Raw genomic sequence first — 12,024 nt, 5'->3', positions numbered from 1 at the left:
ATGGAACGCGACCTGGGGAGAGCCGGGCTCTGCGTGGACCGACTCGTTCTGACAGGGTGGTCCACGAGCCAGGAATGAGAGGTCAGCCCGTGAACGATCCCGCCCCGTCACAGGATCCCGAGCGCACGCCGGGATCCTCCCAGGTGACCTCGGAGCAGGTTCGCCGGTTCGGGATCCCGGCGGTCATCGCGCTCGCGGCGTTGCTCTTCATCCTGCAGAACACCGACGAGGTGAGCTTCGAGTTCCTGTGGTTCGACTTCACGTGGCCGTTGTGGATCATGCTGCTGGTGTTCAGCGGGGTCGGCGCGATCGTCTACTGGGGCGTCGAGCGCCGGATCCGCAGCCGCAGGAAGTGAGGCTCAGCGCGCCTCGTCGGACGTACGGGGTGCGTCGTCCGTGGGTGCCGTGCCGTGCTGGCTGCGCACACCGTCGAGGATCAGGTCGACGCCACGCAGGAACGCCGCGCTCGTGTACCGCTCCGTACCCTCGACGGCGTCGGGCTCTCCTCCCGGGATCGCGCCGAGGCTGGCCGCCTGGAGGTGCTGCTGCTCGTTGACGGTGTAGCCGAAGACGAAGTGGAGCAGGACCGACGCGCCGGCCTCCGCGTCCTGTCGCGTCAGGCCGCCGTCGATCAGCGCGTCGGCCAGCGCGCGGTACGGCGCCTGGGCTCCGAGTGCGAAGGCGTACGACGTGGCGACGACCTCGGCTCCGTCCCGGTACGCCAGCAGCGCGTCGCGCAGGTGCGTGCACAGCTCACGGGTCCGTACGTCCCAGGCCGTCGCGGTCGCCGGCGCCATCCGGGCGAGCAGGCGGTCGGCGACGCCGGCGAGCAGCTCCTGCTTGCTCGCGAAGTGCCAGTAGAGCGCGCTCGGCCGTACGTCCAGCCGGGTGGCGAGCCTGCGCATCGTGAGGTCGCCGAGGCCACGATCGTCGAGGATCGCGATCGCCTCACGGAGCACGTCGTACCGGCTCAGCGCCATGCCCCGATGCTCCCACGCCGGCGGCGGTGGAGCCGACGCCGGGGCCGCGACGACTGGCGGGTTCCCTGTCGGTGGCCGCGCATAACCTTCTGATCATGACGTTCGCGAACATCGGAACACTCGGCACCCACCCGGGACGACGCGACGAGCTCGTGGGGATGCTGACGCGGCGTAGCGCCGACCTGGCGGAGGCTGGGTGCCTTCTCTACGAGGTGGGCGTCAACGACGAGGAGCCGGACATGGTCTATGTCGCGGAGCTGTGGACCTCGGAGGAGGCACACCGCGCCTCCCTCCAGCTCGCCAGTGTCCAGGCGGCGATCGCGGAGGCGATGCCGCTGCTGTCCGGCGAGAACGGCGGGCTCCGCTTCGACGTCCTCGGTTCACCGTTGCGCGACTGAGGCGCAGTCACGGCCGGGGTCGTACGAGCCGGTCCGCCGGGGCGCGCCGAGCAGACGTGGTCAGAGCACGTGCTCGACGCGGTACGCGACGCCGTCGTCGACGAGGTATCCCGACCCCAGGGCGACGACCTCGTTGAGCCACGCGTACGGCTCGGCGCCGGTCTCGAAGCGCACGACGGTCCGGAAGTAGTCGCCGGCGCGGACTCCGTGGTACGTCGCCAGGATGCGGGCGCCGTCGTCGGTGACCAGAGCGAGGCGGACGTCCAGCCGCATCGTGCCGTCATCGTCGAACGTCGTCCAGTCCCCGCCGCCGGGGGAGACCGTGCCGCGCATCCGGGGGCCGACGAAGGAGCCGCCCGCGGCGCCGAAGAGGATGCGGCGACCCTGCGGTCCGCGTCCGAACGACAGCGGCTGCTCGAGGTCGACGACGATGTCGAAGAGCAGCGCGGTACTGAACGGGGCGACGTCACGGATGCGTGGGTCGGGATGGATCGTCGGCGCGGTCATGCCGCCCGCTCCGTCCCGAACAGCCGCTCCCGGACGGCGTCCGTCGACGCGCCCGAGCCCGCGCAGAGCGTGGCGAGGTCGAAGTCGAAGCGTTCGCTCGCGATCAGGCCGTCGGCGAACGTGAAGCGGATCGTCACCGGGAGGTCGACGCGCGCGCCGTCCGCCGGGACGCCCAGCCGGTCCCCGCTCATCGTGAGGTGCGCCGTGCCCCAGCAGACGAGCACGTCTGCGCCGGCGGCGTGTCCCGCCAGCTCCACGCGGTAGTCGGGGAAGACGGTGAAGAACCAGCGCAGGGCCCGCTCGTTCTCCGCCCGTCCCTGCGCTCGCCCTCCGAGTGCCGGGGCCTCCAGCTGAATCGCGGGGTGGAGCAGCTGCAGAGCCGCGTCGACGTCCTGTCGGCTCTTCGCCTCGGCCAGCCCGACGGCCAGGTCGAGCATCGCGCGTTCGTCCATGGTTCCTCCCCATCCGGAGCACTGGGTGATAACATACGTACGTTCGTACGTATTATGCAAGAGAGGTCGCACGATGAGCGAGCGAGAGGCCGCCGAGAGACGCGACGGGGCGCGCACCCCGCGGACGGACGGTCGCCGGCGTCGAGGGGATCAGACCCGGCGCAGGATCACCCGGCACGCGGTCGACCTGGCCTCCCTCGACGGTCTCGACGGGCTCAGCATCGGCCGGCTCGCGTCGGACCTCGGGCTGAGCAAGTCCGGCATCCAGACCCTGTTCACCACGAAGGAGAATCTCCAGCTCGCCACGATCGCGGCGGCACGGGACGCGTTCGTCGACGCGGTCGTACGGCCGGGTGGTGCGGGGCGTGGACTCTCCGAGCTGAGCGAGCTCGTCGACCGCTGGATCGCGTACGCGGAGGGTCCGTTGTTCGCAGGGGGGTGCTTCTGGTCGGCCAATCTGCCTGCGTTCGACAGTCGTCCCGGCCCGGTCCGCGACGCCCTCCTCACCCAGCGGCGCGCGTGGCTCGCTCTGCTCGCGTCGCACGTGCGTGCGGCCCGACCGAGGGTCACGGATGCCGACGCGGGCCTGGCCGCATTCCAGATCGATGCGATCCTGACGGCGACCAACGTGGCGATCCAGCTCGGCGAGCGCGATGCTGCCGCGCATGCGCGCCGCGCCATCGCTGCCGTCGTCGGGCCGTCGGTCCCGCCCTCACTGTGACCCGCACTTCTCGGCCGAGCCGCTGCGGATCGTGCGACCCGCCGGTGCCGCACCGGGTCGTGCTGTCAGAATGGGCGTGGGCCCGACCGGGTCCGTGCCCCCGTAGCTCAGGGGATAGAGCACCGCTCTCCTAAAGCGGGTGTCGCAGGTTCGAATCCTGCCGGGGGCGCCGAAGCTCGACCGGGGCGCCGAAGCGACCGGCCCGTCACGGCCGGGTCAGGCCGATCGGGTTGGGGACGCCGATCGCGCCGCCGTCGAAGAGCGCACGAGCGAGGCCGGTCAGAGTCCGGACGCACCAGTCGGGCTCGTCGAGGGTGCGCAGGCTCGTGGACGCGAGCCGGTCGGTCGCCTCCTCGACCTGGTGGCGGAGCGTCGCGCCGTCGGGGGTGAGCGTCCCGTCGCGCGTGAGGATGCCGCGGTCGACGAGCGCGTCCTGGGCCGTCTCCCACTCCGCGTCGCTCCACCCGCGGGCGCGCTGGAGGAGCGCGCGGGAGACCTGACCCGTCCCGACGTGGGTGAGCCCGGCCTCCAGGCCGGTGAGCCCGTGTCCGGTCGCGGCGACGACGTGCCCGTCGCCGCGGTGCTCGCGCAGGACGGCCGTCGCGAGCCACAGCCGGGACAGGACGGACTCCGGTCGCGGGACCGATCGCCAGGCTGCTGCGAGCGCGCGGCCGTCGAACGCGAGCGAGTCGATCGCACGCTCCAGACGGTCCGTGACCCGCCGCAGGTCGTCGAGGGAACCCGCGGCGGCGTGCTCCGCGAGCACCGCGTCGGCCGCGGCGAGGCGTGCCTGGACCGCCTCGCCCGGCGTGATCCGGTCCCAGACCTTCGGGACGGCCTTGGCGACCATCGCCGGGGCGAAGCTGTGGAACAGGGCGGTCACCACCTCCGGCGGTGTCGGCCCCAGCGGCGCGGCACGGCCGGCGAAGTACCCGTTCCAGGACCCGGTCAACCCGGCCTCGTGCATCGCGGAGGCGAAGCGTGGGTGGAAGTAGCAGACGGCGTGCACCGGCTCGTACGCGTGCCAGAACGTGCGCGCATCGGTCCGCGTGGCATCGGAGATCGACATGGGTCCCATCGTGGGGTGCGGCCGGGAGAACGTCGAGTCGCTCCTCGCCGATCTCGCTAGATGATCGTCGGTCCCGCGAGCACGTGCCAGCCGAGCCACCACCAGTAGGTCAGGACGACGAAGCGCAGGCCGCGGCTCGCCATCCCCACGTCGAGGACCTCCCCGAGCGGAGCCACCGCGTCGGGGCGGGTGCGACCGGCGACGGTCAGGACCACGCCGGCGGCGAGCACGGCGAGGTAGCCGGCGACGATGGCTGCGGGGCTCACCGCGGCCACCGTCCCGCCGACCCGCCGCCGCGCAGCGCGTGCCAGGCGAACCCGCCGAGCCCGAGCAGCCACACGACGACGAACACGACCCGACCGACCGGTGCGTCCGCCATCGGGTCGAGGATGTCGCTCACGGTCGGACCCGGCTCGTACGCGACGAGCTGCCACGCCCCGAACGCCGCGACCAGCACGACCCAGGCGGTCGCCGCCCGGCGGTACGGGCGGACGCGCCCGGGCGCTCGGGCGTCCAGGGCGCCCGGCAGGTCGTCCCGAGCGCCCCACGCCACCAGCAGGACGACGAGCCCGATCGCGCCGGCGACCAGCTCGATCGCCAGGCTCTCGCGCGGGGCGAGCACCAGGACGAGCACCGCCACCACGACCAGCCCGACCGCGATCCCGACGGCGAGCGGGGACCGTCTCGCCGCGAGCCGGAGCAGCCGTCGCGGGACGGCGACGCGAGGCCGGCGCAGCACCGCGCCGACGACCACGAGCAGGGTCGCGCCGGTGAAGATCGTCAGGTCGCGGGGGGACTCGCGCATCACCTGGAAGCCGGCCAGGAAGGCCAGGACGAGCGCGCTGACCGCTGTGACGGTCCACGCTGCGACGCGGTGGGAGCCGGCGGACGGTTCCTCGACGGTGGCCACGCTCCAGGATGGCACGGGCCGGCGGGGTCTCGACAGGCTCGACCGGCGGAAGGGCGGCTCGACCGGCGGAAGGGCGCCTCGACCGGCGGAAGGGCGCCTCGACCGGGGTCAGAGGCGCCGGAACATCACGTGCAGGCCGACCAGCCCGTGCTCCGGGTGGTCGAACGCCTCGGGCACCGTGCCGATCACGTCGAACCCGAGCGAGCGCCACAGCGCGACCGCTGCCGTGTTGGTCTCCACCACGGCGTTGAACTGCATCGATGCGAAGCCCGCGTCCGTCGCCCACCCCACCACGTGCTCGCCGAGCGCGCGCCCGACGCCGCGTCCGCGGGCGGCGTCGGCGACCATGAAGCTCGCGGTCGCGACGTGGGCGCCCGGCCCGGGACGGTTCGGCCCGGACTTCGCGGTGCCGAGCACGGCGCCGTCGCGGTCGTCGACCGCGACGAACGTCGCCCCCGGCGCCGGCTCCATCCAGAGCGCGCGCCCTCCCTCGGAGTCGAGGTCCGGCGGGTACGCGTAGGTCTCGCCTGCCCGTACGACGGCGTCGACGATCGGCCAGATCGCCGGCCAGTCCGCGTCGGTCGCCTGGCGGATCTCGAACCCGCGCTGCTCGCTGCTCACGGGTGTCAGTGCATCATGTCGCGCACCAGCGGGGCGACGCGCGTCCCGTACAGCTCGATGGAGCGCATCAACCGGCTGTGCGTCATCGCGCCGTTGGCGTACTTCAGGTCGAACCGGCTCACGCCGATCGCGGTCGCGTTCGCGGCGATCTTCGCGGCCACGGTCTCCGGCGCCCCCACGTACAGAGCGCCGTGCGGTCCTGCCGCGCGGTCGAACTCGATCCGCGACGGTGGCGGCCACCCGCGCTCCTGCCCGATCCGGGTGCGCTGCGCGTGCCAGTGCGGGTACAGCTCCTCGCGGGCCTGCTCGTCGGTCTCGGCGACGTGCCCGGGCGAGTGCATCCCCACCGGCAGCTCCGCAGCGCCCGACTGCTCGAGCGCCTGGCGGTACGCCCGGGCGTACGGGACGAAGTCCGCGGGTGAGCCGCCGATGATCGCGAGCATCATCGGCATCCGGTACGCGGCGGCGCGCGCGACCGACGCCGGCGTGCCGCCGACGCCGATCCAGGTGCGCAGCCGCCGGCCCGCCGCGAGCTCGGGATGCATCACGACGCCGTCGAGCGGCGGGCGGATGGAGCCGGACCACGAGACCGCGCCGCCGTCGAGCAGCGCGGCGAACAGGTCGAGCTTCTCGGTGAACAGCACCTCGTAGTCGTCGAGGTCGTAGCCGAACAGCGCGAACGACTCGACGAACGAGCCGCGTCCGAGGATGACCTCGGCCCGTCCCTCGGAGATCGCGTCCAGGGTCGAGAACCGCTCGTAAACGCGGATCGGGTCGTCGGAGCTCAGCACGGTGACCGCGGAGCCGAGGTGGAGGTGCGTGGTGCGCGCCGCGATCGCTGCCAGCACCACCTCGGGCGCGCTGATCGCGAAGTCGTCGCGGTGGTGCTCCCCGAGCCCGAGGAACGCCAGGCCGACCTGATCGGCGAGCTCGCCCTGCTCGACCACGTGCCGCAGCACCTGCGCGGCCGGGAGGAGCCGCCCGTCGTCGTCGGCGGCGACGTCGCCGAAGGTGTCCAGGCCGAGCTCGATCGCATCCTCCACGTCCCGCACTGTAGTCGCCGCGCGGCACGGCAGCGGCGATACTCGCGGCATGGACGAGCGAGCACCGGTACGCACGTGGCTGACGGACATGGACGGGGTGCTGGTGACCGAGGAGCGAGCGGTCCCGGGCGCCGCGGAGTTCCTCGAGCGGCTGAAGACGTCGGGGTGCTCGTTCCTGGTCCTGACCAACAACTCGATCTTCACGCCGCGCGACCTGCGTGCCCGGCTCGCGCAGAGCGGGCTGGAGGTGCCGGAGGAGTCGATCTGGACCTCGGCGCTCGCGACCGCGCAGTTCCTGTCCGACCAGCGGCCGGGCGGCAGCGCGTACGTGATCGGGGAAGCCGGGCTCACCACGGCGCTGCACCAGATCGGCTACGTGCTCACCAACCGCGATCCCGAGTACGTCGTGCTGGGGGAGACCCGGACCTATTCGTTCGAGGCGATCACGACGGGCATCCAGCTGATCGAGGCGGGCGCGCGGTTCATCGCGACCAACCCCGACCCGACCGGTCCGTCGCCGAACGGATCGCTGCCGGCGACGGGCTCGGTCGCGGCGCTGATCACGCGGGCGACCGGCGTCGCGCCGTACTTCGTGGGCAAGCCGAACCCCCTGATGATGCGCAACGCGCTCAACCGCATCGACGCGCACTCGGAGACGACCGTGATGATCGGCGACCGGATGGACACCGACGTCGTCTCGGGGATGGAGGCAGGTCTGCGTACGGTGCTCGTGCTCACCGGCTCCACCCGCAGCAGCGAGGTCGAGCGCTTCCCGTACCGGCCGACGCGGGTGGTCGACTCCGTCGCGGACCTGATCGACGAGGTGGTCGAGCCGCCGGAGGACGACTGAGGCGGGGTCTCGATCGCTCGCTTCGCTCGCGCCTCGACCAACGGGGAGACTCCCGTTGGTCGAGGCGGGCGGGGCACGAGCCCGATCGGGACCCGTTCCGCGCTGTCAGGGCCACCGTGCAGACTGACGGGGTGGGTGAGCGACCGGAGGTGCCGCAGGCGTGGGTACGGCGCCTCGCCGCGGTGCTCGAGCCCCTGCCCGAGTGCCGCGGCGAGGACGCGTGGGTGGGATACCGCTGGCGGGTGCGGACGGCCACCGTCGCGCACGTGTTCGGGGGCGAGGACGGGCTGTTCCGCATCACCTTCCGCGCGCCCGCCGACGAGGTCATGGCCTTCGAGCGGCTCGGCCCTCCGTACTTCAAGGCCGACTGGGGACGCGACGTCGTGGGGATGATGCTCGACGACGACGCCGTCTGGGACGAGGTCGCCGAGGCCCTCGTCGACTCCTACCTCGTCCAGGCGCCGCCGGCGCTCGCGCGGACGGTGGAGCCCGGGTCGCGGGGATAGGGTTCCCGGATGGACGTTCTCGACCAGTACGACCCCGCCTCCGACCGCTACGACGACGCCGCCTTCCGCCGGTGCGGTCGCTCCGGTCTCCAGCTGCCGGCGATCTCGCTCGGCCTGTGGCACAACTTCGGCGACGACACGCCGCTCGCGACCCAGAGGGCGATCCTGCGCCGCGCGTTCGACCTCGGCGTGACGCACTTCGACCTGGCCAACAACTACGGCCCGCCGTACGGGTCGGCGGAGAAGAACGTGGGCCGGATCCTGGCCGAGGACTTCGCGCGCTACCGGCACGAGCTGGTGATCTCGACCAAGGCCGGCTGGGACATGTGGCCGGGGCCGTACGGGTTCCTCGGCTCGCGCAAGTATCTGCTGGCCAGCCTCGACGAGTCGCTGCAGCGGATGGGGCTGGACCACGTCGACATCTTCTACAGCCACCGCTTCGATCCCCACACGCCTCTCGAGGAGACGATGGGCGCGCTCGACGCGGCCGTGCGTGCGGGCAAGGCACGCTACGTCGGGATCAGCTCGTACGGGCCGGAGCGCACCCGCGAGGCCGTCCGGATCCTGCGGGACCTCGGCACACCCTTGCTGATCCACCAGCCGTCGTACTCCATGCTGAACCGCTGGGTCGAGGACGGGCTGCTCGATGCCCTCGAGGACGACGGCGTCGGGTGCATCGCGTTCTCCCCTCTTGCGCAGGGCGTGCTCACCAGCAAGTACCTCGACGGGATCCCGGAAGGATCGCGAGCAGCGCAGGACAAGTCGCTGGACCCGGCGATGATCGAGCGCAACCTCGCGCACGTCCGGGCGCTGAACGACATCGCCTCGGCGCGCGGCCAGACGCTGGCGCAGCTCGCGATCACGTGGGTGCTCCGCGACCCCCGGGTGACGTCGGCGCTGATCGGCGCGTCGAGCGTCCGCCAGCTCGAGGACAGCCTCGCGTCCGTGCAGAATCTCGACCTGACCGACGAGGAGCTGCGAGCGATCGACGAGCACGCGGTCGAGGGCGAGCTGAACATCTGGGCCGGCTCGAGCGAGGCCTGACCGACGGCCCGGCTGGACTTTGGGCGGAGGTCCGTTACCCTTTTGTGATATCCACCCCCCGATTACGGCACGGCCGGTCCGTGCCCGAGAGAGCACCGGAGCTCGCAGATCGTGAAGGTCTTCGTGACGGGGGCGACCGGCGTGATGGGTCGCTCCGTGAGCAGCGCGCTGCACGACGCGGGCCACGACGTCGTCGCTCTCGCTCGCAGCGCCGAGAGCGAGCGCGCGCTCGCCGAGCAGGGGATCGTCGGCGTCCGGGCGAGCCTGTTCGACCGCGACGGTCTGGTGCACGCGATGGCCGGCTGCGACGCCGTCGCGAACCTCGCCACCCACATGCCGGTCGGCAACAGCACGATGCGTCCCGGCGCGTGGAAGTCCAACGACCGGATCCACGCGGAAGGTTCGCGCGCCGTCGCGTCCGCGGCCCGCGAGGCGGGTGTCGAGCGGTTGATCCAGGAGAGCGTCTCGTTCGTCTACGCCGACCAGGCTGACCGGTGGATCGACGAGGACAGCCCGATCGCGGTCTCGTGCGCCTCGGAGCCCGTCGTGCTCGCGGAGGCCCACGCCGAGCAGTTCGCCGACACCCGTAACGTCGCGGACGACCACCGGACCGCGGTCGTGCTGCGGTTCGGCACGATCGTCGGAGACGACGCCGTCACCCGTTGGCGGCTCGCGCGGGTGCGCTCCGGGCACGCGGTCGGGCTGGGCAAGCCGCGCTCCTGGACCCACGTCGTGCACCCGGACGACATCGGCACCGCCGTCCTCGCGGCGCTCGGGGCGCCCGCAGGGACGTACAACGTCGGCGCCGAGCCCGTCCGGCGCGCCGACCTCGTCGCCGCGTTCGCCGAGGCGGTCGGCCAGGAGGAGGCGGGCTTCTACCGACGGCTCGTGCTGCGGCTCGGCGGTGACCGGCTGGAGTGGCTCACCCGCTCCCAGCGGGTCAGCTCGACGCGCTTCCGCCGTCTCGCCGGGTGGGAGCCGGCGCACCCGCGGTTCGACGCCGGCTGGTTGACGCCGATGGTGATCGCCGATGCCGGCTGACGAGCGGGACCGCGAGCGCGACCGCCGCCGTCGAGCCGCCGCGATCCTGGGCGACGTCGTCCCGACGACGACACGTGACGAGTCGGGCGAGGGCTGGTCCGAGCGCGGCGGCGACCGCGACGACGACCTGCGGCGCGACGTACCACCGCACCACGGCTCCTGACCCACGCCGTACGGCGGGGTGGTCAGCCGTCCCGGCGGGGGTGGAACAGCCGTCCCGGCCCGGTTGGATCAGCCGTCCCGGCGTGCGCGGAGCTCGTCGCGGATGTCGCGCAGCAACGCGATGTCCTCCGGCGGCGGCGCCTCGTCGGTCGGCTTGGCGAACCGCTCGCGCAGCTTGTTCATCGGCATCACGATCAGGAAGTACACCACCGCCGCGATGATCACGAAGTTGATCAGCGCCCCGATGAAGGCCCCGATGTCGATGAACGTCTCGGCGTTGTCGCCGTCGATGAAGAAACCCCACCCCGGCGAGTCAGCGCCTCCGAAGGACGCGAGCAGCGGGTCGATGAAGTTCGCGGTGAACGACGTGACCAGCTGCGTGACGGCGGTGCCCATGACCACCGCGACCGCGAGATCGACGATGTTGCCGCGCATGAGGAACTCTTTGAAGCCCTTGAACATGGGGTCATCCCATCACCGTTCGGCGGTGCGCGCTCCCCGGAGCGCGCGGCTCAGCGCACCACCGCGACGGCGACGTGCCACCGTGTCGACGCCCCGGCCAGCATCGCCGCGTCCGAGCGGTCGACCGCGACGACCAGCCCGCCGCTCGTCGCAGGAGCCCCGGTCGGGCCCTCGCTCGCGGTCGGGTCCGGGACCGCCGCGACGGTGATCCGGCGTGCCAGCACGCGCGGTCGTACGAGGCCGCGTGGGTCGGTGCCGACGACGTCGACCACGTCGCCGACGCGCAGGGCCGGGAGGGCGGACGCGTCGGTGGGCTCGATCGTCACCAACGACGTCGCCTCGGGGTATCCGTCCAGCAGACCGGGGCCCTGGAGATCGAGGTCGGTCAGCACCGACCCGGCACGTCGCGGGGCCGCGACGACCCGGCCGATCAGCGCGTCCGGGTCACTCACCGCGCCCTCGGGGGCCGCGGAGACCGGCAGGTCGATCCGCTCCAGGTCCGCACCGGTCAGCACGCGACCCGACGGCAGGTCGTCGGCGGCGGCGACGACGGCACGCGAAGGCTCGGGGCCGGCCCGCGCGGCGTCGATCGCGAGCAGCACGGCGGCGGCCGCCAGGATCGCCGCGAGGGTGCGTCGGTGAATGCGGACCTGGCGGCGCAGCGAGTCGAGGAGAGCAGGTGAGGTCGGCACCGCACCAGGGTGGACGATGACGAGGACTTCGCGTCCGCGTCGTCCACAGGTCCCGGGCGGGACGCGGCGTCCGCGAGGAGGGTCAGCCGGCCGCGGTTGACGCCTTCGACCCGCTGCTCGTCGACGAGCTCGTCGACGAGCTGCCGCTCGAGGCCGAGCTCGACGACCCGCTCGACGACCCCGCCCCGGAGGAGCCGCTGCCGGACGACCCGTTGTCCGACGAGGACGACGCCGAGGACGACGAGGAGGACGACGCCGACCCGCTCTCCGACGACGACGAGGTGGAGCGGCTGTCGTTGCGGTAGAAGCCCGACCCCTTGAAGACCACCCCGACGGCGTTGAACACCTTGCGGAGGCGTCCGTCGCACGCAGGGCACACGGTGAGGGCGTCGTCGCTGAAGCTCTGCTGCACCTCGAGCGGCTGTCCGCAGTCGGTGCACTGGTACTGGTAGGTCGGCACGGGCGTTCCTCGTTCACGGGGGCCGCGCCCGGGGCACCGGGCGCGGACGTCTTCTCCTCCATTGTCGCGGGCCTGCACAAACCGCGTGACGTCGGGTCGCCGAGCG

At 72.5% G+C, this 12,024-nt stretch carries 19 protein-coding genes and 1 tRNA gene; 9 read left to right on the top strand and 11 right to left on the bottom strand.

The features are described from left to right. The first annotated feature begins 89 nt into the window (after positions 1-89). Entirely contained in the window at positions 90-356 is a 267-nt protein-coding gene (locus tag CLV56_RS05705) for a lipopolysaccharide assembly protein LapA domain-containing protein (protein ID WP_039343006.1), read from the top strand. Between the two features lie 3 nt (positions 357-359). On the opposite strand, the gene CLV56_RS05700 is transcribed toward CLV56_RS05705, so the two are convergent. After that, positions 360-980 (bottom strand): TetR/AcrR family transcriptional regulator C-terminal domain-containing protein, encoded by a 621-nt coding sequence (locus CLV56_RS05700; protein ID WP_100414519.1) that lies wholly within the window; start codon positions 978-980, stop codon positions 360-362. 95 nt (positions 981-1,075) lie between these two features. Between CLV56_RS05700 and CLV56_RS05695 the strand changes: the two genes are divergently transcribed. After that, complete coding sequence (locus CLV56_RS05695) at positions 1,076-1,378, top strand: putative quinol monooxygenase (RefSeq protein WP_039343090.1); 303 nt, start codon at positions 1,076-1,078, stop codon at positions 1,376-1,378. A gap of 60 nt (positions 1,379-1,438) precedes the next feature. On the opposite strand, the gene CLV56_RS05690 is transcribed toward CLV56_RS05695, so the two are convergent. Both CLV56_RS05690 and CLV56_RS05685 read right to left on the bottom strand, forming a co-directional pair. Beyond that, positions 1,439-1,885, bottom strand: a complete 447-nt coding sequence (locus CLV56_RS05690; protein ID WP_100414518.1) for a DUF3237 domain-containing protein — start codon at positions 1,883-1,885, stop codon at positions 1,439-1,441. Continuing rightward, positions 1,882-2,337, bottom strand: a complete 456-nt coding sequence (locus CLV56_RS05685; RefSeq protein ID WP_100414517.1) for an ester cyclase — start codon at positions 2,335-2,337, stop codon at positions 1,882-1,884. Before CLV56_RS05685 ends, CLV56_RS05690 begins: the two co-directional genes overlap by 4 nt. A 73-nt stretch (positions 2,338-2,410) precedes the next feature. On the opposite strand from CLV56_RS05685, the gene CLV56_RS05680 reads away from it, so the two are divergent. Both CLV56_RS05680 and CLV56_RS05675 read left to right on the top strand, forming a co-directional pair. After that, a complete protein-coding gene (locus CLV56_RS05680; RefSeq protein ID WP_039343004.1) occupies positions 2,411-3,058 on the top strand; it encodes a TetR/AcrR family transcriptional regulator in 648 nt (215 codons plus the stop codon). A gap of 96 nt (positions 3,059-3,154) precedes the next feature. After that, a tRNA-Arg gene (locus CLV56_RS05675) sits at positions 3,155-3,227 on the top strand. Between the two features lie 36 nt (positions 3,228-3,263). Here the strand turns inward: CLV56_RS05675 and CLV56_RS05670 are convergent. The 5 genes from CLV56_RS05670 to CLV56_RS05650 form a co-directional block, all read right to left on the bottom strand. Next, entirely contained in the window at positions 3,264-4,127 is an 864-nt protein-coding gene (locus CLV56_RS05670) for an SCO6745 family protein (protein WP_039343001.1), read from the bottom strand. A gap of 56 nt (positions 4,128-4,183) precedes the next feature. After that, positions 4,184-4,393: a DUF6186 family protein gene (locus CLV56_RS05665; RefSeq protein WP_157805075.1), complete on the bottom strand. Its 210-nt coding sequence runs from the start codon at positions 4,391-4,393 to the stop codon at positions 4,184-4,186. Continuing rightward, positions 4,390-5,037 carry a hypothetical protein gene (locus CLV56_RS05660; protein ID WP_039342996.1) on the bottom strand — a complete coding sequence of 216 codons (648 nt, stop codon included), beginning with the start codon at positions 5,035-5,037 and terminating at the stop codon, positions 4,390-4,392. Before CLV56_RS05660 ends, CLV56_RS05665 begins: the two co-directional genes overlap by 4 nt. A 108-nt stretch (positions 5,038-5,145) precedes the next feature. Beyond that, positions 5,146-5,658: a GNAT family N-acetyltransferase gene (locus CLV56_RS05655; protein ID WP_039342994.1), complete on the bottom strand. Its 513-nt coding sequence runs from the start codon at positions 5,656-5,658 to the stop codon at positions 5,146-5,148. 5 nt (positions 5,659-5,663) lie between these two features. After that, positions 5,664-6,701, bottom strand: a complete 1,038-nt coding sequence (locus tag CLV56_RS05650) for an LLM class flavin-dependent oxidoreductase (RefSeq protein ID WP_245857637.1) — start codon at positions 6,699-6,701, stop codon at positions 5,664-5,666. A gap of 49 nt (positions 6,702-6,750) precedes the next feature. Between CLV56_RS05650 and CLV56_RS05645 the strand changes: the two genes are divergently transcribed. From CLV56_RS05645 to CLV56_RS20820, 5 genes are all read left to right on the top strand, one after another. Beyond that, on the top strand, positions 6,751-7,551 hold the full coding sequence (locus tag CLV56_RS05645; RefSeq protein WP_039342989.1) for an HAD-IIA family hydrolase: 801 nt from the start codon (positions 6,751-6,753) through the stop codon (positions 7,549-7,551). 131 nt (positions 7,552-7,682) lie between these two features. Further along, positions 7,683-8,057: a hypothetical protein gene (locus CLV56_RS05640; protein ID WP_039342987.1), complete on the top strand. Its 375-nt coding sequence runs from the start codon at positions 7,683-7,685 to the stop codon at positions 8,055-8,057. A gap of 9 nt (positions 8,058-8,066) precedes the next feature. Continuing rightward, positions 8,067-9,101: an L-glyceraldehyde 3-phosphate reductase gene (gene mgrA, locus CLV56_RS05635; RefSeq protein ID WP_039342985.1), complete on the top strand. Its 1,035-nt coding sequence runs from the start codon at positions 8,067-8,069 to the stop codon at positions 9,099-9,101. 111 nt (positions 9,102-9,212) lie between these two features. Continuing rightward, positions 9,213-10,142 carry an NAD-dependent epimerase/dehydratase family protein gene (locus tag CLV56_RS05630; RefSeq protein ID WP_039342982.1) on the top strand — a complete coding sequence of 310 codons (930 nt, stop codon included), beginning with the start codon at positions 9,213-9,215 and terminating at the stop codon, positions 10,140-10,142. Further along, positions 10,132-10,305, top strand: coding sequence for a hypothetical protein (locus CLV56_RS20820; RefSeq protein ID WP_170224757.1), 174 nt, complete (start codon positions 10,132-10,134; stop codon positions 10,303-10,305). The genes CLV56_RS05630 and CLV56_RS20820 overlap by 11 nt, the downstream gene beginning before the upstream one ends. Positions 10,306-10,373: 68 nt before the next feature. Here CLV56_RS20820 and mscL read toward each other — a convergent pair whose 3' ends face one another. The 3 genes from mscL to CLV56_RS05615 all read right to left on the bottom strand — a co-directional run bounded on the left by mscL (position 10,374) and on the right by CLV56_RS05615 (position 11,918). Next, positions 10,374-10,766, bottom strand: a complete 393-nt coding sequence (mscL, locus tag CLV56_RS05625) for a large conductance mechanosensitive channel protein MscL (protein WP_039342981.1) — start codon at positions 10,764-10,766, stop codon at positions 10,374-10,376. Positions 10,767-10,816: 50 nt separating this feature from the next. After that, positions 10,817-11,458, bottom strand: coding sequence for an SAF domain-containing protein (locus CLV56_RS05620; RefSeq protein ID WP_157805074.1), 642 nt, complete (start codon positions 11,456-11,458; stop codon positions 10,817-10,819). An 82-nt stretch (positions 11,459-11,540) separates the two neighbouring features. Next, positions 11,541-11,918: an FmdB family zinc ribbon protein gene (locus CLV56_RS05615; RefSeq protein ID WP_039342980.1), complete on the bottom strand. Its 378-nt coding sequence runs from the start codon at positions 11,916-11,918 to the stop codon at positions 11,541-11,543. Between the last annotated feature and the right edge of the window lie 106 nt (positions 11,919-12,024).

Origin of the sequence: Mumia flava (assembly GCF_002797495.1) — a bacterium.
Lineage (GTDB): Bacteria > Actinomycetota > Actinomycetes > Propionibacteriales > Nocardioidaceae > Mumia > Mumia flava.
This window is presented reverse-complemented; position numbering and strand designations above follow the sequence as displayed.

What these genes read in the sequence shown, in the direction of transcription:
- CLV56_RS05700 (WP_100414519.1), bottom strand. Translation starts at nt 980, where the DNA reads ATGGCGCTGAGCCGGTACGACGTGCTCCGTGAGGCGATCGCGATCCTC.
- CLV56_RS05695 (WP_039343090.1), top strand. Translation starts at nt 1,076, where the DNA reads ATGACGTTCGCGAACATCGGAACACTCGGCACCCACCCGGGACGACGC.
- CLV56_RS05690 (WP_100414518.1), bottom strand. Translation starts at nt 1,885, where the DNA reads ATGACCGCGCCGACGATCCATCCCGACCCACGCATCCGTGACGTCGCC.
- CLV56_RS05685 (WP_100414517.1), bottom strand. Translation starts at nt 2,337, where the DNA reads ATGGACGAACGCGCGATGCTCGACCTGGCCGTCGGGCTGGCCGAGGCG.
- CLV56_RS05680 (WP_039343004.1), top strand. Translation starts at nt 2,411, where the DNA reads ATGAGCGAGCGAGAGGCCGCCGAGAGACGCGACGGGGCGCGCACCCCG.
- CLV56_RS05670 (WP_039343001.1), bottom strand. Translation starts at nt 4,127, where the DNA reads ATGTCGATCTCCGATGCCACGCGGACCGATGCGCGCACGTTCTGGCAC.
- CLV56_RS05645 (WP_039342989.1), top strand. Translation starts at nt 6,751, where the DNA reads ATGGACGAGCGAGCACCGGTACGCACGTGGCTGACGGACATGGACGGG.
- mgrA (WP_039342985.1), top strand. Translation starts at nt 8,067, where the DNA reads ATGGACGTTCTCGACCAGTACGACCCCGCCTCCGACCGCTACGACGAC.
- CLV56_RS20820 (WP_170224757.1), top strand. Translation starts at nt 10,132, where the DNA reads ATGCCGGCTGACGAGCGGGACCGCGAGCGCGACCGCCGCCGTCGAGCC.
- mscL (WP_039342981.1), bottom strand. Translation starts at nt 10,766, where the DNA reads ATGTTCAAGGGCTTCAAAGAGTTCCTCATGCGCGGCAACATCGTCGAT.